Genomic DNA, 18,109 nt, shown 5'->3' with positions numbered 1-18,109 from the left:
GGCGCCGTAGAGCCGGCGCGGCCGGCGCCGTGAAGCTGAGCGCTAGAGGCCCTGCTTCTTAAGCCAATCCAGCGACGCGTTGGCCACGTCGAGCCAGCCGGAGTCGATTGTGAGCGAATGGCCCCGATCCTCGAACTCCAGCAGGTCGGTCACCGCGGTCGAGTGCTTGTACTGCTTCAAGGTCGACTTGGTGATCGCCTCCGGGACGGTGTGGTCCTGCCCGCCCATGATGAGCAGCAGCGGCCCCCGGTCGGAGTTCTCGGTGTCGACCTTCGCCTCGGAGTGCGGCGAGAAGTTGGCCGAGGCGGCCTGGAACAGCGGCTTGCCCGGGGCCGGGATGGTCCACTTCTCGAAGAGCGCGTTCGACTCCTCCTCCGAGATTGCGTTGCCGAAGGAGTAGCGGAACTGTTCGACGCTCAGCGACACGGCGCGACTGCTGTTGGCCGGGTTCTTCAAGGCGACGAAGGCGGTTCGCAGCGCCGAGATGGGCAGCGGCAGCACCCCCTTGATCGGGGCGGCATCGATGGCGATCGCGGCGGCGCCCACGCCCTTGCTCAGCAGCTTCTCCACGATGGTGCCGCCGAAGGAATGGCCTATAAGAATGGGGGATTCGGGCATCCCGGCGATGATCGACTCCAGATGCTCGACCACATCGTCGATACCGTGTCCGGCGATCGCCTCCGGGTGCTCCCGGGAGCCGGCCACGGTGTCGGCGTCGCCCGGCCAGGACGCCGCGACGGGTGAGTAGCCGGCTTCGGTGAAGCGGTCGATCCAGGCCTGCCAGGAGCTGGCGTGCAGCCAGAGTCCGTGGACGAAGAGGACTGGGCGGGATGGCGTTGTCATGGGCACCTCGGGTCTGTGACGGGGCGTGAGCTGAGTGGCAGAGAAGCTGAGCGGCAGATTAGAGAAAGGGCTGAACAAAACCTAGTGGGAGCAGCACTCGGAGAGCAAGGGCGGTGGCCAGTCGAGCGTGTCGTATTCCCGCCCGTTCATCTAGAGTTAATACGGTTCCCAGACGGCGGCATCGTGGGCGAAGTAGACGCGCCGCGGATCGAAGGCCATCAGTCGTTGCATCCAGGGCGGTGCGAGCGGCAGCGGATCATCGTGGCCGAGTTGGCGTGCGTTCTGCGCCAGCGCGTCAGCACTGAAGGCGGAGGCGCGGTCATGCGACTGCCCGGCCAGCACCAGCGACCCGTCCGAGCATTGAATCACCAATGATTGATGGCCGTTCACATGCCCTGGGGTCGGGATGACGTGCACTCCCGGCGAGATCTCAGCCTCCCCGTCCAGTAGTTCGTAGCGGGCGCCGGTGAAGTCCACCAGGTGATCGAAGGTGTAGTCAGGCTGTCGGGCCACCGCCAGTTCACCGCGCTGAGCGATGATCGGTGTGCCGAGAAACAAAGGGTTTTCTCCGCAGTGATCGAAGTGCAGATGGCAGTTGACGACGATGCGGATGTCGGCCGGCGTGGCGCCCCAGGCGGCCAGAGCCGCGGTGAGCGGACTGCGCTGCGGGCGGTACCACTGCTCAGTCTCGTCGTCACCGCGCCCCATTCCGGTGTCGAGCAGCAGGAGGCCATCATCGTGCCGGATCAGGTACGCGTAGACGCCCTCGACCTCGCTGCGGCCGGTGGCGGACTCGGAGGCGGGGCGGATGAAGGTGGCCAGTCGGAGCCTGACCACGTCGTCGATCAGCATGCCTGCGACTGTACGTCGCCCGACCGGAGAGCCACGGCATACTGCTGGTATGGCATACGAACTTGCTCAGGTGAACATCGGCCGCCTGCTCGCCCCGCTCGACAGCGCCCAGCTGGCTGACTTCGTGGCCGCGCTCGACCCGGTCAATGCCCTGGCCGATGGGGCCGACGGTTTTCGCTGGCGCCTGCAGACCGAGGAGGGCGATGCCACCGGCATCCAGGCCTTCGGCTGGGACGCTGAGGGCAGCGCCGGGGTCATCGTGAACATGTCGGTCTGGACCGACGTCGAACACCTCGAGGCCTACGTCTACAGCGATGAACATCGCGCGGTGTTGAGGCGACGGCGGGAGTGGTTCGAGAAGATGGACCGCGCCTATGCCGCGCTCTGGTGGGTGCGGGCCGGGCACCGCCCCAGCACCGACGAGGCCGAGGAGCGGGTCCGGCACCTGCGTGCGCACGGCCCAACCACGTACGCCTTCACCATGCGGGAGCGCTTCGCCCAACCGCTGGAGGTGGAAGATGCTCAGTACGTCTGAGGTCATCGCCTTCGCGGCCTCCACCAATCTCGACCGGGCCGCCGCCTTCTACGCGGACGTGTTCGGTCTGCGGCTGGTCGAGCAGAACCAGTTCGCGTGCGTCTTCGACGCCAACGGAACGATGCTGCGGATCACCGCGGTCGAGGAGCACATCGACGTCCCGTACACCGTCCTGGGCTGGCGAGTCGCGGATATCGCGGCCACCCTTGCCGGGCTGCGGGCCAAAGGCGTGACCTTCAAGCGCTATGACGGGATGGCTCAGGACGAGGACGGGGTCTGGACCACGCCAGGGGGCGACCGGGTCGCCTGGTTCGCCGATCCGGATGGGAACACCCTCTCGTTGACGGAGTTCGCCCGGGTTGGCTAATCGGCTCAGCCGCGACCGGTTGGCCGTCCAGTGGGCGCAACTGGCAACATCGGTGGGGTGACGAGTTCCGCGGTGGGTTTCCGGTCCGAGCGGGGGCCGATCCTCATCGCACTGATGCTCGCCACCTCGCTGGTCGCCATCGACTCGACCATCATCGCCACCGCCGTTCCGTCGATCGTGCGTAGCATCGGCGGCTTCACCGAGTTTCCCTGGCTCTTCTCGATCTACCTGCTGGCCCAGGCCGTGACCGTGCCGGTGTACAGCAAGCTGGCCGACCTCTTCGGCCGCAGACCGCTCATCCTCTTCGGCATCGCACTCTTCCTGCTCGGGTCGATCATGTGCGGGATCGCCTGGGACATGAAGGTGCTCATCGCGTTCCGTGTCGTGCAGGGGCTCGGTGCGGGTGCGGTGCAGCCGATGAGCATCACCATCGTCGGTGACCTCTACTCGCTGCAGGAGCGGGCCAAGGTTCAGGGGTATATCGCCAGCGTCTGGGGCATCTCGGCGGTCATCGGGCCGGCTCTCGGCGGTGTCTTCTCCGAATACGTCTCCTGGCGCTGGATCTTCTTCATCAACATCCCACTCTGCCTGCTGGCGGCGACGATGTTGGTGCGTAATTTCAAGGAGAAAGTCGTTCGGGGACGTCCGCACATCGACTACCTCGGCGCCGTGTTCCTCACCAGCGGCTGCACCCTGCTCATCCTCGGTGTCCTCGAAGGCGGGCAGGCGTGGGCCTGGATCTCGGCGCCGGGCATCTCGATACTCGGCGTCGGCGCGATATTGATCGTCTGCTTCGTCCTCGTGGAGCGGCGAGTGCCTGAACCGGTGCTGCCGCTCTGGGTCTTCAGCCGCCGCCTGCTGCTCACCAGCAGCCTGGTGTCGGCGGCGGTCGGCGGCATCGTGCTCGGTCTCACCTCCTTTCTTCCGACCTATGTACAGGACGTACTCGGAACCGGCCCCGTGGTCGCCGGCTTCGCGCTGGCCACCCTCACCCTCGGTTGGCCGCTGGCCGCGTCCCAGTCCGGGCGGCTCTACCTGCGAATCGGCTTCCGGCAGACGGCGCTGATCGGCGCCTCGGGTGTGGTCGCCGGCTGTCTGCTGCTGCTCTTGCTCGACGACACCTCCAGCGTGCTGCAGGTCGGGCTCACCTGCTTCCTCATCGGATTGGGGATGGGGCTCACCGCGTCACCGACGCTTATCGCCGCGCAGTCATCGGTCGGCTGGAGCCAGCGGGGCGTCGTCACCGGCAACAATCTCTTCTGCCGCTCCTTGGGGAGTGCCCTCGCGGTCGCGGCCTTCGGAGCCGTGGCCAACGCGACGCTGGGCTCTGCGATCGTCTCCGCTCCGGTTGCCGGCGCCGCTCCGGGCAGCGGGTCGTCCGGGCTGCTCACGCTGGCCACCCACCATGTCTTTCAGGGTGTGGTGCTGCTCGCCGTCGCCATGACCATCGCGGTGGCCTTCATGCCGCGCCGCACCGTCGAGGTCATCGACGCGAACATTGACGCGAACATTGACGCTGCAGCCGACGCGCCACCGGCGAGCGAGCCCTCGGCGCACAGCTGAGCTGTACGGTCAGGCCTTGCTGCGCTCGTCCAGCAGCGGTACGCCGTCGCCGTCCAGATCGACCAGGGCGGCGCTGCGACCGGTCATTGCGAGCACCAGTGACAGCAGCGGACCGGTCACCCGCGGGCCGGTGCCGTGAGTCCAGTCCTCATCGGTCGCGACGAGCTTCACCCCGGCGATCCGCCGCTTGCTGCCGACGAGCGCGTTCGAGCCGACGTAGAACTGGGCCACCCGCAGCACCGCCTCCTGCGGGTAGGAGTGCGCGATGCCGAGCGGCCGGCGAATGTCCTCTCCGTGCACGATGATTTCGCCAACCATCGCCTCGATCGGCCCCGGCGGGGAGGTCTCGTCGTCGAGATGCGTCTGAAATTCGGCGAGTGTGGCGGCTGGTCCGTCGGCCGTCTCGGCCTGGATCCCCTTGGCCGAGAAGCGCTCGAAGTTGAAGCCGGACCTGACGAACCCGGCGACGAAGCGGCGCGGGCTCATCTTCGCGGTGGAGGTGATGTGGCCGAAGGCCTGGTACACGCTCCAGTCGGTGCACAGCGACCGGACCTCCCACTGCGCCGGCGGCAGCTTCGCGAGGTCGGTGGCCAGCAGGCGTCGCTCCGCGTGGATGACATCCCAGGGCGTATCAGGCACTATTCATCCCTCGCTCGACTTGCAGTCAGCGGCGCTGATCACCACCGGCCACCGGCCGAATGCTACCGCTAGCCGCCGCCGGTCAGCAGCGATGTGCTCAACCGGCCCAGGTGATCGTCTCTTCGAGCACCTCCGGGAAGTGCTGCTGCGCGTAGTGGTTGTAGGCCTCGATGTGGGCCCGCATTCCGGCCTCGGCCGCCTCCGGGTCTGCCCGGCGCAGGGCGTCGAGGATGAGCTCATGCGCCTTCAGGATTGCGACCCGGCGTTTGCGCGGGTAGTCGATGCCGATCGCTGTGCCGTCGAGGATGCCGAGGAGCGATTCGACGATGTAGGCGAAGAGGACATTCCCCGAGGCCCGGGCGATGACATCGTGGAAGCGGCGGTTGGACTCCAGGAACGCGTCCCGATCATCAAGGTCGCTGCGCATCGCCTCGATGGTGGTGCCGAGCTCGGTCAGGGCCGGTGCCGCGATTCGTTCGGCCGCCAGCCGGCTGATCATCGGCTCCAGTGCGGCTCTAACCTCGACGATCACCCGGTACGGCGCCTGGTTGAGCTGCATCAGCAAGGTCAGTGTGCTCCCCAGGTGCTCCGCCGGCGGGCTCTGCACGACCGGGCCACCCCCCGGGCCCGGCTTCAGCGAGATCACCCCCTGGAATTCGAGCAGTCGCAGCGCCTCGCGCAGCGTCCCGCGACCGGCGTCGTACTCGGCGAGCATGGCCCGTTCCGGTGGCAGCAGGTCACCGGGGCGCATGCCGGAACGCACGACGTCCTGCACGATTCGCTGGGCGATCAGCATTGCGGCTTTGGGCGGTCGGTCGCTCATCGGGCTCCCCGGCTCGGCAGACGCTGGTGAGGTGACGCACCGGCGCGACGAATCGTCTGATCGTGGCAGAGGGGGTGACGGTTTCCAATAAGCAGCGACGCGAATCACCCCGGCCTCGCGGCTACCCTGAGGGCGTGAGCGAGCCGACCCGCTGGGTTACTGAACACGATGCCAATCACTCCCGCTGGTACATCGAGCGATTCCGCAAGATGGCGGCCGATGGGGCGGACCTGGCCGGCGAGGCTCGGATGCTGGACGCGATGCTCGTCCCCGGTTCCCGGGTGCTCGACGCCGGCTGTGGTCCCGGCCGGGTCGGCGCGGAACTGGCAACGCGCGGACACGAGGTAGTGGGAGTGGACGCCGACGCCGAGCTCATCGAGGCGGCCGTGGTGGATCACCCCGGGTCAACGTGGCTGGTGGCCGATCTGGCCGACCTCGACCTGGCTGCGCTCGGTGAACCGCAGCTGTTCGACGCGGCGGTGGTCGCGGGGAACGTCCTGCCCTTCGTCGCCCCGGGGACGGAACGACGGGTGCTCGCGTCGATCACTCGACATCTACGTCCGGACGGTTTCGCCGTCACCGGTTTCGGGGTGGAGCGTGGCTACCCGCTGGTCGATTTCGACGGCGATGTCGCCGCCGTGGGCCTTCGCCTCGAGCATCGCTTCGCGACCTGGGACCTGCGTCCCTGGCAGCCGGACAGCTCGTTCGCGGTGACCGTCCTGCGTAAACCGAGTTAGCCCGGCCGGCTTGGCGTGTGCTTCGCGGATTCGGGTCGATGAAGCGTCAACGGGCTTCGGGCTGATCCTTGGTCAGGTGCAGCAGCCAGCCGGCATCGGTGCGGATCAGCGCGTACCGGTGTGAGCCGGTCTGCCCGTGCAGGGTGAAGAGCAGGCGCCGTTCGGTTCGGTCGACTTCCTCCCACCAGCCGGTGTCGGCGATCGACTTGTCGGCGTCGGTGTAGGTCAGGTGCTCCAGGGCGTGGTCGGGAACCGCGATCGCCAGCCGGTTCTCGCGGCTGCTGGTCGGCAGCCCGCGGGGAACCGCCCACGAGGTCAGCACCCCGTTCTCCTCCAGACGGAGGTCGAAGTGCGGCCTGGGCTTGCGGTGATCGTGCAGCACGAAGGCCCGGCGGGCTGGCTGTTCGGCTGACGTCACGTGCTCGACGCTAGCCCGAGCATGACCGTGCTCTCTTCTCGGTTGGCTTGGCCGCCGGCTGGGTAGCGTCTGGTCATGACGATCTCCAGCGTGAACACCGGCGCCCACCGGGTCAGCCGCAGCGCCACCATCGCCGCCCCTGTGGGCGAGCTCTTCGAGATGGTGGCCGACCCGCACCGGCACGCCGAGCTCGACGGTTCGGGCACGGTGCACGACACGGTCTCCGGCCCGTCTCGGCTGGCCAAGGGGGAGAAGTTCTCGGTGAAGATGAAGATGTACGGCCTCGGCTACCGGATCACCAGCCGGGTGACCGACTTCGACGAGGGGCGCGTCGTCGAGTGGCGGCACCCGCTCGGGCACCGGTGGCGCTGGGAATTCACACCCCTGAGTCCGGAGCAGACCCTGGTCACCGAGACCTTCGATTACGGCGCGGCCGGGTCGTCGCGCACCAAGGTCTACGAACTGCTGGGCTTTCCCAAACAGAATGCGGCCGGCATCGAATCGACCCTGCGCGGGCTGCAGACTCGTTACAGCTAAACCCACTCGGGACTACTCACAGCCGGGGACCTATTCAGGGCCGGCGGCCGACTCCGCTGCGGGATGCTCTGCGCGGTGCAGCCAGAGTAGGGCCAGCACCGGCAGCGCGGCCGGTACGAACGCGTAGCCGGAGCCGAAGAGGGACCAGACCGTCGCGTCCGGGAAAGACGCCGGGAGTATCACGCTGGTCAGCCCGACCAGGAGAACCCCGCCCAGCTCGACGAAACAGAGTCGACGGGCCAGCGCGACCCGTTGCGGAGTCGGATCGGCCTCGACCCGCAGGATGAGAATCGTCGCGGTGAGGTAGATCAGGGCGGCCGCAGCGGAGAGCAGGTAGGCCAGCGGCGCCTCGTCGAAGTGAGTGGCGAGCTGCACCCCGCTGCGGGCGCCGGCGGCCAGCGTGAAGAAGCCGTAGGCCACCGCGAGCACCCGCCCGGGGCCGACCGCGCGCGTGGTCGTGACCTCACCCATCGGTCGCCCCCAGCGTCTGCAGCAGCCGCGCGGAGACGACGGCCAGCAGCAGACAGCCGACGGCGAGGGCGGCGCTCCCCCAGCGACCGCGGTCCATCCGCACGGCGAGGGCCGTCACCGGCAGGATCAGCACGCTGGTGATGAGGTACCCGACGTTCGTCGCCACGTCATCGCCGTGGTCGCCGCGCAGCAGCGCGGCGACGTCGAGGAGTGCCTGCAACACGACCCCGACCTCCAGCACGATCAGCGCCGCCACGAAGGCCGGCGGTCGTGGCCGGTTGCCGACGGCGCAGATCAGGCACCAGAGCGCCAGACCCACTGCGTAGAGAATCGTCGCCAGGTTGAGGGACTCAATCACCGGCCGGCCGGCCGGCGTCGGCCAGGGAGTGCTGCTCGTCGAGCGGTGTCGGTTCACCGGCCGACTGCGTCAGCGCCGACTCCCGCGCCTTGCGGGCCTGCAGGCGCCGCTTCTTCACCCCGCGCTTGGCCAGCCACGTCGAGACTCCGGTGACGGCGAGCAGAATCGGCGTCAGCCCGAAGAGGAACCACGGGATCCGCCACCAGCCGTTGACGGATTGGCCGTAGTGGAACATCGGCGCACCCCAGTTGTCGTAGAGCTGGTTGGAGAGCGTTGCCGCGTGGCCGAGGTCGTCGGCGTGTACCCGGCTGGCGTCATGCCGGTCGACATCGACGCCGTACTCACCGGGGTAGGCACCATGCTGGTACTGGTCGAATCCCTTGGCGAAGTAGAAGTTGTAGGTCGCCGTCGGGTCGTCGGCCGCCGGGGATGACGCGTAGACCAGCTTGGCGTCGCCGGCCAGCGTCCGGGCTGAGGTGATCGCGGCCGCCATACCGATGTCCGGGGTCTTCGGATCCTTGACCTCATTGGAGGTGAACGACTCATAGTCCGGGGGCTGCTGGCCGCCGGTGGTGGCGTACCAGGCGGTGCTCACCCAGTGGAACTCGAATCCGGCGCCGGTGAGGCCCCAGATCAGCAGGAACGGCACGGCGGCCATGCCGATCACCTGGTGCAGGTCGTAGTCGCGGGCGTAGCGGCCCTTCTTCCAGCGCACCCGGAAGCCGTGCGTCCACTTCTTCAGGCCGGGCCACCAGAGCCAGACGCCCGACAGGGCCAGAAAGAGCAGGAAGATTCCGGTCGCGCCCAGGATGAATCCGGCCCAGGTGACGTCCTTCATCCAGTGCATCCCGAGCGTCGGCGCTGGCTTCTCCAGGAACGGGACGTAGCCCGGGTAGTCGTCGCAGGTGAAGAAGCACTCGTGGATCTGGTTCATGAAGGCCATGAACCCGCTGTTCGGGTTGGTGTAGCCGGTGATCCGGCCGCTGCCCGGGTCGACGCCCCAGAAGCCCGGGTGGGCGTCGTCGTCGGCGGAGGTGATCTCGTACAGACCCGAGTAGACGTTGGCACCGGCCGCCGCGAATTCCGGGTGGGCGGTGTCGACGATGTCGATCGCCTGCGGAATTGAAATCGGGTGATCGGAGCGGGTTACCTGGAAGACCTCGGCGTTCGTCAGCTTCAGCCACTCGGGTGTGTAGACGACGGCCGCGCCGCTGGTGGTGATGGTGAGCAGTAGCAGTCCCAGCACCAGCGACGTCCAGCGGTGCAGGAAGGTGATGGTCTTCTTCACCGGCTTCCGCTTGCGCAGCGGCGTCCTGCGGCGCGCCGGTCGCTTCGCGGCACCAGCCGCCGTCGGCTCAACAACTACTGGCGTCTGAGTGGTTTCCTGATTCAGCGTCATCGTCCCCTGCTTAGGTATGCCTAACGTTGGTAAGGCTCACCTAACTTAGAGGACGACTGGGCGAAGCGGAAGTCGCATCCGCGTTGGATTTCGTTAGCTGGCCCATGTGGATTCGCCCGGCCAGTGGCATTCCGGCGCCCCGCGCGCTTCACTAGTGTTGTGTCTCACACCGATCGCACCCTGGATGGGCTGCGACGAGCGCATTCGGCGTTCCTGGAGACCGGCGCCGTTCCGCGCTGGATGCGATCAGTCGTCGCGCAGTCGTGGCTGCGGTCGGCGGCGGCCGGCGTCGATGCTGAGACGAACCTGGCTCCGGTCGGCCTCGGACGCGACGATCTGGAGACCTACCGCTCCACCCACCAGCTCTCGCTGGTCTTCCCGCTGCTCTACGACGTGCTCGGACGGGCCGCCGAGGACTGCGAAGCGGTGATGGCGGTCGGCGACGCGCAGGGGCAGCTGCTCTGGGTCTGCGGCCGACCGGCGATGCTGCGCGAAGCGGAGCGGATTCACTTCGCCGAAGGGGCCATCTGGGACGAGGTGCACGCCGGAACCAACGCCCCCGGCACCGCGCTGCGCCTGGACGCGGCGGTTCAGATCCATGCCGGCGAGCATTTCAACCGGCTGGTACAGCCCTGGAGTTGTGCCGCCGCGCCGATCCATGATCCGCAGACCGGGGCGATCCTCGGAATCGTCGACGTCACCGGCGGTGAGCCCATCGCCTCGCCCCAGACGCTGGGCATGGTGCGGGCTGCGGCCCGGATGGCCGAGGCGGAGTTGGCCCGAATCGCGGCTGTAGAGGCCTCCCGGACCCAGGCTGAGGCGGCGCGGCAGAGCGTCTCCTTCGGCTGGAGCCCGACAAGCCCGACAAGCCCGGCAAGCCCGGCAGGCCCGGCGAGCCCGACGCCATCCGCCCCCGCGTCGAACGCCCACCGCAGCAGAGTCCAACTTCGGGCTCTCGGGCGCCTGGAGGCCGATGTCAGCGTGGACGGGGCGAGTGCTCAACTCAGTCCGCGCCACTCGGAGATCCTGGTGTTGCTGGCCGAGCACCCCGAGGGGATGACCGGTGATCAGCTCGCGGTGCAGGTCTACGCCAGCCAGACTCACTCCTCGACGATGCGGGCCGAGATGACCCGGCTGCGAGCACTGCTCGGCCGCGAGGTTCTCCAGTCCCGTCCGTACCGGCTGCTGGCCGAGGCGGGTGCCGACTGGCGAACGGTCAAGGCCCACCTCAGCGCGGGCCGGGTGCGTGAAGCACTGGCGCTCTACGACGGTCCGCTGCTCCCGCAGTCCGACGCGCCGGGCATCGTGGAGCTACGCGAGTCGCTGGAGCGGCAGCTACGGGCGTCGATACTCAGTGCCGGCCAGCCCGAGTTGATGGTGGCCTGGACACGCAGCCGCTGGGGGGCCGACGATCTACAGATGTGGCAGCGGCAGGCCGAATCGCTGCCTCCCAACTCGCCGCTGCGCCCGATCGCGTTGGCCGAGGCCGAGCGCCTGGAGTGCGAGCTGGCCGCCCCGGTCTAGGCGTCCATCCTTGTCCCGCTGAACGTCGATCGAGCCGGCCTGAGCGACGTTTCCCGGGACGAACCGGAGAGCCCGGCAGAGTGCCAGTTACCCGGGTCACATCGTTGCAGCGTAGTTGCAGCGTCACCGGTTCTACCTTTCGGTCATAGCCACCCGGAGCCACTTTGCTCCCGGCGGCATCGACTCCACGCCCGCCTGAGCGCGGCCGTCAACGAGAGGTCAGTGAATCCAGCAATGGCAATTTACGCAGCACCCGGCCAGCCTGACAGTGTCGTCACCGTCGAGAGTCGCTACGGCAACTACATCGGCGGAGACTGGGTCCCGCCGGTCAACGGGGAGTACTTCGAAAACATCTCGCCGGTCACCGGCAAGCCCTTCACCGAGATCGCCCGCGGCACGGCGGGGGATATCGACCTGGCGCTCGACGCCGCCCACGGAGCCGCCGGAGCCTGGGGACGAACCACGCCGGCCGAGCGGGCCCACATCCTCAATCAAATCGCCGACCGGATCGAGGCCAACCTGGAGATGCTCGCGGTCGCCGAGACCTGGGACAACGGCAAGCCGGTCCGTGAGTCGCTGGCTGCCGACCTCCCGCTCGCCGTCGATCACTTCCGCTACTTCGCCGGCTGCATCCGGGCCCAGGAGGGGAGCCTCTCGCAGCTCGACGAGGAGACGGTGGCCTACCACTTCCACGAGCCGCTCGGCGTGGTCGGGCAGATCATTCCGTGGAACTTCCCGATCCTGATGGCCACCTGGAAGCTCGCCCCGGCCCTCGCGGCCGGCAACTGTGTCGTCCTCAAGCCGGCCGAGCAGACGCCGTGGTCGATCCTCAAGGTGATGGAATTGATCGCCGACCTGCTTCCGGCCGGCGTCCTGAACATCGTCAACGGATTCGGGGTCGAGGCGGGCAAGCCGCTCGCATCATCGCCGCGGATCGCCAAGATCGCCTTCACCGGAGAGACCACCACCGGCCGGCTCATCATGCAGTACGCCAGCCAGAACATCATCCCGGTCACCCTTGAACTCGGCGGCAAGAGCCCGAACGTCTTCTTCGCCGACGTCGCCAACGAGCAGGATGCCTTCTACGACAAGGCGTTGGAGGGCTTCACACTCTTCGCGCTGAACCAGGGCGAGGTCTGCACCTGCCCGTCCCGGGCCCTCGTCCAGTCCTCGATCTACGACCAGTTCATGGGCGACGCCGTGGCCCGCACCAAGAAGATCATCCAGGGAAACCCGCTGGATACCGACACAATGCTCGGCGCCCAGGCCTCCAACGACCAGCTGGAGAAGATCCTCTCCTACCTCGACATCGGCAAGCAGGAGGGGGCGAAAGTGCTCACCGGCGGCGCGCGCGCTGAGATGTCAGGCGAGCTGGCCGAGGGGTACTACGTGCAGCCGACGATCTTCGAGGGGAACAACTCGATGCGGATCTTCCAGGAGGAGATCTTCGGGCCGGTCGTCTCGGTGACGCGCTTCGACGACGAGGCCGACGCGATGAAGACGGCCAACGACACCCTCTACGGCCTCGGTGCCGGAGTCTGGAGTCGAGACGGTGCTCGGGCCTTCCGGATGGGGCGCGGAATTCAGGCCGGTCGGGTCTGGACCAACTGCTACCACGTGTATCCGGCCGGCGCCGCGTTCGGTGGGTACAAGGCGTCGGGCATCGGTCGGGAGAACCACAAGATGATGCTCGATCATTACCAGCAGACGAAGAACCTGCTCGTCTCGTACTCGCCGAACGCCCTCGGGTTCTTTTAAACACCGATGATTCTCGTTGCTCTCGACAGATTTCAATCATGAGTGATCTCAGTCGGGTGGCGGTGACGGAGGAGGCGGCGCAGTGGCTGCGCCGCCTCACCGTCCGTCATGGCCCGCTGATGTTCCACCAATCCGGCGGCTGCTGCGACGGCTCCTCACCGATGTGCTACCCGAACGGGGACTTCATCACCAGCGAGGCCGACGTCCATCTGGCCGACCTGGAGATCGCCGGGCTCCCCGCGCCGATCCCGTTCTGGATGTCGGTGAATCAGTTCGAGTACTGGAAGCACACGCACCTCACCGTCGACGTCGTGAAGGGCCGTGGCAGTGGTTTCTCGGTCGAGGCGCCGGAGGGAGTGCGTTTCCTGATCCGGTCCCGGCTACTCACCGACGACGAGACGGTCGCCTTCGGCCTGGCTTGACCGGGCAGGCGCGCAACCTCGTCCCGAGAGTCACCGGACGGTCGTCACTGATCGACCAGGACACGACCCCTCGGTCGAAGACGTTCAGCAGCGGCGTCGCAGGTACCGCCGATGCCGGCGCACCTGGTCAGCGGTCAGGGTCAGCAGCCAAGTGCGCGGGGACCCTTTCTCCGGTTCGAAACACGCTCGCGCAGGCGCCACGCGGCGAGCAGCGTCTCCTGCACGATGTCCTCGGCCTCGCCGCCGGAGGTGAGCCTCACCGCGAATGAGTGCACACCCTTGTATAGACCGCCGGACGCAATTCGGTTGGCTACGCCGTCTGCTGCTTGATTTGTGATCTTCCCGCCATATGCTCGTCGCAACGATGGTCGGAGGGGGAATCAGTTGACGGCGCGCGGCTCGATCAGGCATGCCGCGCTGCTCGCGTCGGTCGCGATTCTCCTCGGTTGCCTGCTGACTGGCTGCACCTCGGAGAAGAAGAGCAGTGCGGCGCAGGCATCGGCGACTCAGCCCGGCGCCGGTACGGCCACCATCACCCTCGACGGGAGCGAGCGCACCTTTGAGGTGCAGTGCGAGCAGCGCGAATCGTCGGTGCACGCCTCAGGTTCCGCCGGTCCGTACGCGCTGACCGTCACGATGGTCGGCTCGCCTCAGTCGGCCGTACTCGTCCAGACGATGAGCGACGGATCCCGGGTGATCAGCCAGGCGATCAATGACATGCGCGACGAGGCCGGGAAGGCCGTCGGCAGGATCTCGGTCAACGCCAGCGGCAACGAGTACACCGGGACTGGGACGTTTGTGCACACCACGATCGACTCCGCCGGCAAGCGGGTTGAGACGACCGGCAGCAAGGTCTCCTCCGGCACCTTCGCCGTCAACTGCAGCAAGGGCTTCAGCACGCCGGTGCCGACGGCGGCGCAGAGTTCCTGACCGCCGCCGGTCAGTCGCGGAGCGAGCAGGTCACGCTGAACTTCGGGTTCCGCTCGACTAGCCGAGTGGGCCCGACGTGCCGCCGTAGCAGCGGGCGGTAGTCCAGGTGCGAGTTGTAGACCGTCCAGAGTTCGCCGCCCGAACGCAGCACCCGACCGGCCCCGGCGAAGAGGTGCTCAGCCACCCGTGGTTGCACGGATGTGCCGATGTGGAAGGGCGGATTGCAGACGATGAGGTCGGTGCCGCCATCGGCCAGCTCCGACATCGCGTCGTCGCGGGTCACCCTGATCCGGTCGCTCAGCCCGTTCGCCTCGACCGTCGCCTCGGCCGAGCTGACAGCGGCCGCGGACTGGTCAGTCGCGATCACGGCCAGATCAGGACGGGCGACCGCCAGCATCGCGGCGAGAATGCCGGTGCCGCAGCCGAGGTCGACCGCGGTGCCGGCCGTGGGGAGCATATGGTCAATGAATTGCAGCAGGAAACGGGTGCCCTGGTCGAGCTTGGTGCCCGCGAAGGCGGCCCCGGAGGCACAGACCCAGAGGTCGATCTCGGGTTGAAATACTCGCTCCGGATAGCTGAAGGGAGCCTCGAGCCGGCCACTGGCGATCGGATGCGAGGCGATGAGCAATCGGGACTTCTGCCGGGCCAGGCTGGCCTGAACCTGGCGGAAATGCTCTGCCAGCACCTGATTCATCGTCAGGGTCAAGTGCTTCACCCGCCCCCCGACGTACAGGGTCACCGATGGATCGGCGTAGCGGGCGGTGAGCTCGACGATCTCGCGGAGCGCGGCAAGACTCTTCGGAGCCTGCAGCAGGACGACCTTTGCGTCGCTGAGCAACTCCTCGCCCAGTGGCAGGTTTCGGTAGCGGTTCGAGAGACCGGACGCCGACGCATTACGGGCCAGTGCCTGTTCGGCGATCAACGGATCCTGGTGGACGCGGATCCCGGACGCTCCGCTCAGCGCAGCCGCGCCCAGCGTCAGCGCGCCGTAGCGATCCTCCACAATGGCCAGCTGGCCAGGGGCGAGGGCGGTGATCGCGGTGGCCGCGGTATCCAGGAGCAACCGGTCGGTGGCGTCGACCGCAAAGAGGTTTGGCGCCTCGATGTCCGGCGCCCGTCGCAGCGCGTCGAGGGAGAAGGTGGTCATCGGATCGCCCCGCCGGCTACGCCGGAGGCGTCGACCACGTTCAGCAGCGGCTCGTCCGCCAGAAAGCGGCGCAGTTGCTCGCGGGCGAGGCGGTAGGCCCGCTCGCTCCAATGGGCGGTGCCGCCGCCGACGTGCGGCGTGATGAGCACATTCGGCATGCCCCACAGTGGGTGCTCAGGCGGTAGGGGCTCGGGGTCGACGACGTCCAGCGCCGCGCTGATGCGCCCGCTGCTCAGTTCGGCGACCAGAGCGTCGGTGTCGACCACCGGGCCACGGGCGACGTTCACCAGCAGCGCACCGTCGCGCATCGATTCGAGGAATCGCTTGTCGATCAGCCCGGAAGTGGCATCGGTCAGGGGCACGGTCACGATCACGACCTCAGCTCGGGGGAGCAGGGCGGGGAGCTCCTCGATCGGGTGCACCCCAGCGGCGGCGCGCCGGCTGACCCGGGTCACCTCGACCTCGAACGCGGCCAGCCGCTGCTCCACCGCGTGGCCGATCTCGCCGTAGCCGACTATGAGCGCTCGCTTGCCGGCCAGTTCCTGCGAATCCAACGGGTCCCAGACCCCCTGGGTCTGCGCTCGCACATAGTGCGGAAGCTCGCGAACCGCGGCCAGGGTCAGGGCGACGGCCAGTTCGGCGGTCGAACTGGTGTGGATGCCCCGCCCGTTGCAGAGCGTCGCCGAGGCCGGCAGTTGCCCCCGCCAGTTGTCGAAGCCGGCCGAGAAGATCTGCAGCACCCGGACATTCGGGACGGCGGTGATGAAACGCGCAGTGTCCAGGCCGGCGCCCGGGTAGGGGGCGACCACGAACGCGGCCTCCGCAGCACCGGGTGGTGGGTCACCCACGCCGCTCCACACCACGGATTGGATGCCGCTCGGCAGCGGGCCGAGGTGCCCGCGAGCATCCTCGTCGGGCAGACTGATCACCGTCACGGACGAGTCAGCAGACCCTTCAACAGTTCCTGGACCGTCTGCTGCAGCTGTTCAGGTGCGTCCTCCTCGCCGAAGGAGTACTTCAGCAGAGCCTGCTGGAAGATGCCGTCGAAGAGGCCGTACGCGACGGCCGAGGAGACCGTGATCGGCGTGCCCGCGAGCTGTCCGAAGCGCGCGACGACCCGCCAGATCATCCGCTCCAGGCCGGCGTCGATGGCGACGATGTCCTCGCGCAGGCCGGGCTCGAAGAAGCTCTGCGTCCGCAGGTCATACCAGAGGCGGTGGGTCGGCGCGTCACAGCGCAGCGTCTCGGCCATCGTCGCCCCGAAGCCGGCCAGTAGCTCGTCAGCCGTTCGGGACTGCTCGACGACGTCGTCGTAGCGCAGCACGCAGACTGCTTTGTACTGCCGGACGCCCTCGGTGATGAGATCGAGCTTGTCCTTGAAGTAGTAGTGCAGGACCCCATGCGAGAACTCGGAGTTCTGCGCGATCTCGCGCAGGCTGGTTCGGGTGTACCCGAGTTCGGAGAGGGTCAGCAGCGCTGAGCCGGCCAGTTGGGCCCGCCGCTCCGCGAACTTGTCGACCTGTCGACGCGATATCCGATCTGGGCCAGCTGCCGATGGATTGGGCGCAAGATTGGTCATTGGCATTCTTTCGTGCCGCGCATACCCGCGGTATTGCGAGTCTCTTGATGGGAAGTGTAACCCCGATGAACGAACCTCTCCGGGGTGGAGCGGCGCTCTCTTCGCCGGGTGCTAGTACGTTGGCTGAACTAATTGCCGACTGACGCCTCGGAATCCTTGACGGGTGACCAAATCGGCGTACATCATGGGGTTGCAAGCCCCGTAACAGCCAACGGCGGCACCTCGTGCGTTGGCAAAAAGCGCAGTTCGCAAGTGGGCGGCCAGGCACTGCTTTGACTGGACGGCCGGCACGGAGCGCCGAGGGTTCCTGTGAGCGTCGCACCGACTGGAGCGAAACCGTCGGTGCGCCGCTTCCCTCGGCGCTCTCGTGTGTGCAGAGCATCCGCGGGCCCGAGCGGGCCGCGCCGATCGGGGGTTTAGCCGTAGCGGCAGATGACCGTCTCATTACGCCCGAGGCTGATTCCTGAGGAACAGATGGGCAAATCTAGCGGTAGGACGTAGCCTTGATGGCATGACTCAGTGGGGCTTGGATGTGCTCTTCAACCCGTCCAAAAGGCACATGGACGAGGAGAAGAAGCGTCTACAGGCGACCCGTCCGATCATCGGCGACGCATCTGGCGGAAAGCGGATCGATCTTGAGTCGGGCAAGGTGCGGATCAAGTCGAAGGCCACCGCATCCGAGAACGCAGCCGACAACGCGGCCGAGAATGCGGCCGAGAATGCGGCCGAGAATGCGGTCGAGAACGCAGTTGACGACGCAGAGGTCGAGGCGGCGCCGAGCGCGACCGACCAGCCCACCGACGACCGTCAGGTGAACGCGCCGGCCGACGAGGCCGAGCGCACCTCCGCCGCAGAGTAGTCAGCCGACCAGCCCGTAGCCGGCCCGTAGCGGTGGCCGCTAGCCCGGGGTCGACGTTTCTCATCATCCCAGGGCTTCAAGGGCGTTTCGCCCCTCGACGCGCCCCTGATGCTGGCGGCATTCGCCGTTCACGCGGAGCTCCGCAACGAAATCCGTAGCGGGCGATGTTCGGGTCGCATGTCCGAATCAACATCGTCTCGGCTCATCGTTTACGAAAAAGGCCTATAAATAAATGTAGGCCTCACGCGGACGGGGGTTCCGAGTGAGGCCTACTGCAAGTGAGAATTGAGTCTCTGCGGTCGGGGGTCCGCAGCGGCTCATTAAACCTCTGGCAGTTTCGGCTTATTT

Annotated in this window: 22 protein-coding genes; 10 read left to right on the top strand and 12 right to left on the bottom strand. The window is 67.3% G+C overall.

From position 1 onward, the window contains the following. Nucleotides 1–42: 42 nt before the first annotated feature. Nucleotides 43–843, bottom strand: a complete 801-nt coding sequence (locus CPH63_RS02725) for an alpha/beta hydrolase (protein WP_096301461.1) — start codon at nt 841–843, stop codon at nt 43–45. Nucleotides 844–999: 156 nt separating this feature from the next. Then, the gene (locus CPH63_RS02720) at nt 1,000–1,695 is read right to left on the bottom strand and encodes an N-acyl homoserine lactonase family protein (RefSeq protein WP_096301460.1); all 696 of its coding nucleotides are present in this window, start codon (nt 1,693–1,695) and stop codon (nt 1,000–1,002) included. A 49-nt stretch (nt 1,696–1,744) separates the two neighbouring features. Here CPH63_RS02720 and CPH63_RS02715 point away from each other — a divergent pair, with 49 nt between their 5' ends. The 3 genes from CPH63_RS02715 to CPH63_RS02705 all read left to right on the top strand — a co-directional run bounded on the left by CPH63_RS02715 (nt 1,745) and on the right by CPH63_RS02705 (nt 4,160). After that, nucleotides 1,745–2,230: a DUF3291 domain-containing protein gene (locus tag CPH63_RS02715; protein WP_096301459.1), complete on the top strand. Its 486-nt coding sequence runs from the start codon at nt 1,745–1,747 to the stop codon at nt 2,228–2,230. After that, the gene (locus CPH63_RS02710) at nt 2,214–2,597 is read left to right on the top strand and encodes a VOC family protein (protein ID WP_096301458.1); all 384 of its coding nucleotides are present in this window, start codon (nt 2,214–2,216) and stop codon (nt 2,595–2,597) included. The genes CPH63_RS02715 and CPH63_RS02710 overlap by 17 nt, the downstream gene beginning before the upstream one ends. A 114-nt stretch (nt 2,598–2,711) precedes the next feature. Next, nucleotides 2,712–4,160: an MFS transporter gene (locus CPH63_RS02705; RefSeq protein ID WP_096304900.1), complete on the top strand. Its 1,449-nt coding sequence runs from the start codon at nt 2,712–2,714 to the stop codon at nt 4,158–4,160. Nucleotides 4,161–4,169: 9 nt separating this feature from the next. Here the strand turns inward: CPH63_RS02705 and CPH63_RS02700 are convergent, their stop codons facing one another. Continuing rightward, complete coding sequence (locus tag CPH63_RS02700) at nt 4,170–4,799, bottom strand: maleylpyruvate isomerase family mycothiol-dependent enzyme (RefSeq protein WP_197704540.1); 630 nt, start codon at nt 4,797–4,799, stop codon at nt 4,170–4,172. Between the two features lie 97 nt (nt 4,800–4,896). Further along, nucleotides 4,897–5,622 (bottom strand): FadR/GntR family transcriptional regulator, encoded by a 726-nt coding sequence (locus tag CPH63_RS02695; protein WP_197704539.1) that lies wholly within the window; start codon nt 5,620–5,622, stop codon nt 4,897–4,899. Between the two features lie 134 nt (nt 5,623–5,756). Here CPH63_RS02695 and CPH63_RS02690 point away from each other — a divergent pair, with 134 nt between their 5' ends. Continuing rightward, entirely contained in the window at nt 5,757–6,359 is a 603-nt protein-coding gene (locus CPH63_RS02690) for a bifunctional 2-polyprenyl-6-hydroxyphenol methylase/3-demethylubiquinol 3-O-methyltransferase UbiG (RefSeq protein WP_096301455.1), read from the top strand. A 46-nt stretch (nt 6,360–6,405) separates the two neighbouring features. On the opposite strand, the gene CPH63_RS02685 is transcribed toward CPH63_RS02690, so the two are convergent. Continuing rightward, complete coding sequence (locus tag CPH63_RS02685) at nt 6,406–6,777, bottom strand: DNA polymerase ligase N-terminal domain-containing protein (protein ID WP_197704538.1); 372 nt, start codon at nt 6,775–6,777, stop codon at nt 6,406–6,408. Between the two features lie 75 nt (nt 6,778–6,852). Here CPH63_RS02685 and CPH63_RS02680 point away from each other — a divergent pair, with 75 nt between their 5' ends. Then, nucleotides 6,853–7,314, top strand: coding sequence for an SRPBCC family protein (locus CPH63_RS02680; protein ID WP_096301453.1), 462 nt, complete (start codon nt 6,853–6,855; stop codon nt 7,312–7,314). A 30-nt stretch (nt 7,315–7,344) separates the two neighbouring features. On the opposite strand, the gene CPH63_RS02675 is transcribed toward CPH63_RS02680, so the two are convergent. The 3 genes from CPH63_RS02675 to CPH63_RS02665 are packed head-to-tail and all read right to left on the bottom strand — an operon-like array spanning nt 7,345 to nt 9,542. Beyond that, nucleotides 7,345–7,785 (bottom strand): hypothetical protein, encoded by a 441-nt coding sequence (locus CPH63_RS02675; protein WP_096301452.1) that lies wholly within the window; start codon nt 7,783–7,785, stop codon nt 7,345–7,347. Then, a complete protein-coding gene (locus CPH63_RS02670; RefSeq protein WP_096301451.1) occupies nt 7,778–8,143 on the bottom strand; it encodes a hypothetical protein in 366 nt (121 codons plus the stop codon). Before CPH63_RS02670 ends, CPH63_RS02675 begins: the two co-directional genes overlap by 8 nt. After that, nucleotides 8,136–9,542, bottom strand: a complete 1,407-nt coding sequence (locus CPH63_RS02665) for a PepSY domain-containing protein (RefSeq protein ID WP_096301450.1) — start codon at nt 9,540–9,542, stop codon at nt 8,136–8,138. Before CPH63_RS02665 ends, CPH63_RS02670 begins: the two co-directional genes overlap by 8 nt. Before the next feature lie 159 nt (nt 9,543–9,701). Here CPH63_RS02665 and CPH63_RS02660 point away from each other — a divergent pair, with 159 nt between their 5' ends. The 3 genes from CPH63_RS02660 to CPH63_RS02650 all read left to right on the top strand — a co-directional run bounded on the left by CPH63_RS02660 (nt 9,702) and on the right by CPH63_RS02650 (nt 13,246). Continuing rightward, nucleotides 9,702–11,066 (top strand): helix-turn-helix domain-containing protein, encoded by a 1,365-nt coding sequence (locus tag CPH63_RS02660; protein ID WP_096301449.1) that lies wholly within the window; start codon nt 9,702–9,704, stop codon nt 11,064–11,066. Between the two features lie 234 nt (nt 11,067–11,300). Further along, nucleotides 11,301–12,824 (top strand): aldehyde dehydrogenase, encoded by a 1,524-nt coding sequence (gene adh / locus CPH63_RS02655; RefSeq protein ID WP_096301448.1) that lies wholly within the window; start codon nt 11,301–11,303, stop codon nt 12,822–12,824. A 38-nt stretch (nt 12,825–12,862) separates the two neighbouring features. Beyond that, nucleotides 12,863–13,246 (top strand): DUF779 domain-containing protein, encoded by a 384-nt coding sequence (locus CPH63_RS02650; protein ID WP_096301447.1) that lies wholly within the window; start codon nt 12,863–12,865, stop codon nt 13,244–13,246. Between the two features lie 140 nt (nt 13,247–13,386). Here CPH63_RS02650 and CPH63_RS23600 read toward each other — a convergent pair whose 3' ends face one another. Then, nucleotides 13,387–13,521, bottom strand: coding sequence for a sigma factor (locus CPH63_RS23600; protein ID WP_371363913.1), 135 nt, complete (start codon nt 13,519–13,521; stop codon nt 13,387–13,389). A 109-nt stretch (nt 13,522–13,630) separates the two neighbouring features. Between CPH63_RS23600 and CPH63_RS02640 the strand changes: the two genes are divergently transcribed. Beyond that, nucleotides 13,631–14,176 (top strand): hypothetical protein, encoded by a 546-nt coding sequence (locus tag CPH63_RS02640; RefSeq protein WP_096301445.1) that lies wholly within the window; start codon nt 13,631–13,633, stop codon nt 14,174–14,176. A gap of 10 nt (nt 14,177–14,186) precedes the next feature. On the opposite strand, the gene CPH63_RS02635 is transcribed toward CPH63_RS02640, so the two are convergent. The 3 genes from CPH63_RS02635 to CPH63_RS02625 are packed head-to-tail and all read right to left on the bottom strand — an operon-like array spanning nt 14,187 to nt 16,902. After that, nucleotides 14,187–15,323, bottom strand: coding sequence for a class I SAM-dependent methyltransferase (locus tag CPH63_RS02635; RefSeq protein ID WP_096301444.1), 1,137 nt, complete (start codon nt 15,321–15,323; stop codon nt 14,187–14,189). After that, on the bottom strand, nt 15,320–16,258 hold the full coding sequence (locus CPH63_RS02630; RefSeq protein ID WP_096301443.1) for a 2-hydroxyacid dehydrogenase: 939 nt from the start codon (nt 16,256–16,258) through the stop codon (nt 15,320–15,322). Before CPH63_RS02630 ends, CPH63_RS02635 begins: the two co-directional genes overlap by 4 nt. Continuing rightward, nucleotides 16,255–16,902 carry a TetR/AcrR family transcriptional regulator gene (locus CPH63_RS02625; RefSeq protein ID WP_096301442.1) on the bottom strand — a complete coding sequence of 216 codons (648 nt, stop codon included), beginning with the start codon at nt 16,900–16,902 and terminating at the stop codon, nt 16,255–16,257. The genes CPH63_RS02630 and CPH63_RS02625 overlap by 4 nt, the downstream gene beginning before the upstream one ends. Before the next feature lie 511 nt (nt 16,903–17,413). Between CPH63_RS02625 and CPH63_RS02620 the strand changes: the two genes are divergently transcribed. Further along, entirely contained in the window at nt 17,414–17,761 is a 348-nt protein-coding gene (locus CPH63_RS02620) for a DUF6191 domain-containing protein (protein ID WP_157749230.1), read from the top strand. Nucleotides 17,762–18,109 lie beyond the last annotated feature (348 nt).

Origin of the sequence: Jatrophihabitans sp. GAS493 (genome assembly GCF_900230215.1) — a bacterium.
In the GTDB taxonomy this organism is placed as follows: domain Bacteria; phylum Actinomycetota; class Actinomycetes; order Mycobacteriales; family Jatrophihabitantaceae; genus MT45.
The sequence above is the reverse complement of the archived record's forward strand: the minus strand, read 5'-3'. Positions and strand labels throughout refer to the sequence as shown.

What these genes read in the sequence shown, in the direction of transcription:
- CPH63_RS02625 (WP_096301442.1), bottom strand. Translation starts at nt 16,902, where the DNA reads ATGACCAATCTTGCGCCCAATCCATCGGCAGCTGGCCCAGATCGGATA.
- CPH63_RS02695 (WP_197704539.1), bottom strand. Translation starts at nt 5,622, where the DNA reads ATGAGCGACCGACCGCCCAAAGCCGCAATGCTGATCGCCCAGCGAATC.
- CPH63_RS02675 (WP_096301452.1), bottom strand. Translation starts at nt 7,785, where the DNA reads ATGGGTGAGGTCACGACCACGCGCGCGGTCGGCCCCGGGCGGGTGCTC.
- adh (WP_096301448.1), top strand. Translation starts at nt 11,301, where the DNA reads ATGGCAATTTACGCAGCACCCGGCCAGCCTGACAGTGTCGTCACCGTC.
- CPH63_RS02710 (WP_096301458.1), top strand. Translation starts at nt 2,214, where the DNA reads ATGCTCAGTACGTCTGAGGTCATCGCCTTCGCGGCCTCCACCAATCTC.
- CPH63_RS02720 (WP_096301460.1), bottom strand. Translation starts at nt 1,695, where the DNA reads ATGCTGATCGACGACGTGGTCAGGCTCCGACTGGCCACCTTCATCCGC.
- CPH63_RS02705 (WP_096304900.1), top strand. Translation starts at nt 2,712, where the DNA reads ATGCTCGCCACCTCGCTGGTCGCCATCGACTCGACCATCATCGCCACC.
- CPH63_RS02635 (WP_096301444.1), bottom strand. Translation starts at nt 15,323, where the DNA reads ATGACCACCTTCTCCCTCGACGCGCTGCGACGGGCGCCGGACATCGAG.
- CPH63_RS02680 (WP_096301453.1), top strand. Translation starts at nt 6,853, where the DNA reads ATGACGATCTCCAGCGTGAACACCGGCGCCCACCGGGTCAGCCGCAGC.
- CPH63_RS02715 (WP_096301459.1), top strand. Translation starts at nt 1,745, where the DNA reads ATGGCATACGAACTTGCTCAGGTGAACATCGGCCGCCTGCTCGCCCCG.
- CPH63_RS02620 (WP_157749230.1), top strand. Translation starts at nt 17,414, where the DNA reads ATGACTCAGTGGGGCTTGGATGTGCTCTTCAACCCGTCCAAAAGGCAC.
- CPH63_RS02725 (WP_096301461.1), bottom strand. Translation starts at nt 843, where the DNA reads ATGACAACGCCATCCCGCCCAGTCCTCTTCGTCCACGGACTCTGGCTG.
- CPH63_RS02650 (WP_096301447.1), top strand. Translation starts at nt 12,863, where the DNA reads ATGAGTGATCTCAGTCGGGTGGCGGTGACGGAGGAGGCGGCGCAGTGG.
- CPH63_RS02665 (WP_096301450.1), bottom strand. Translation starts at nt 9,542, where the DNA reads ATGACGCTGAATCAGGAAACCACTCAGACGCCAGTAGTTGTTGAGCCG.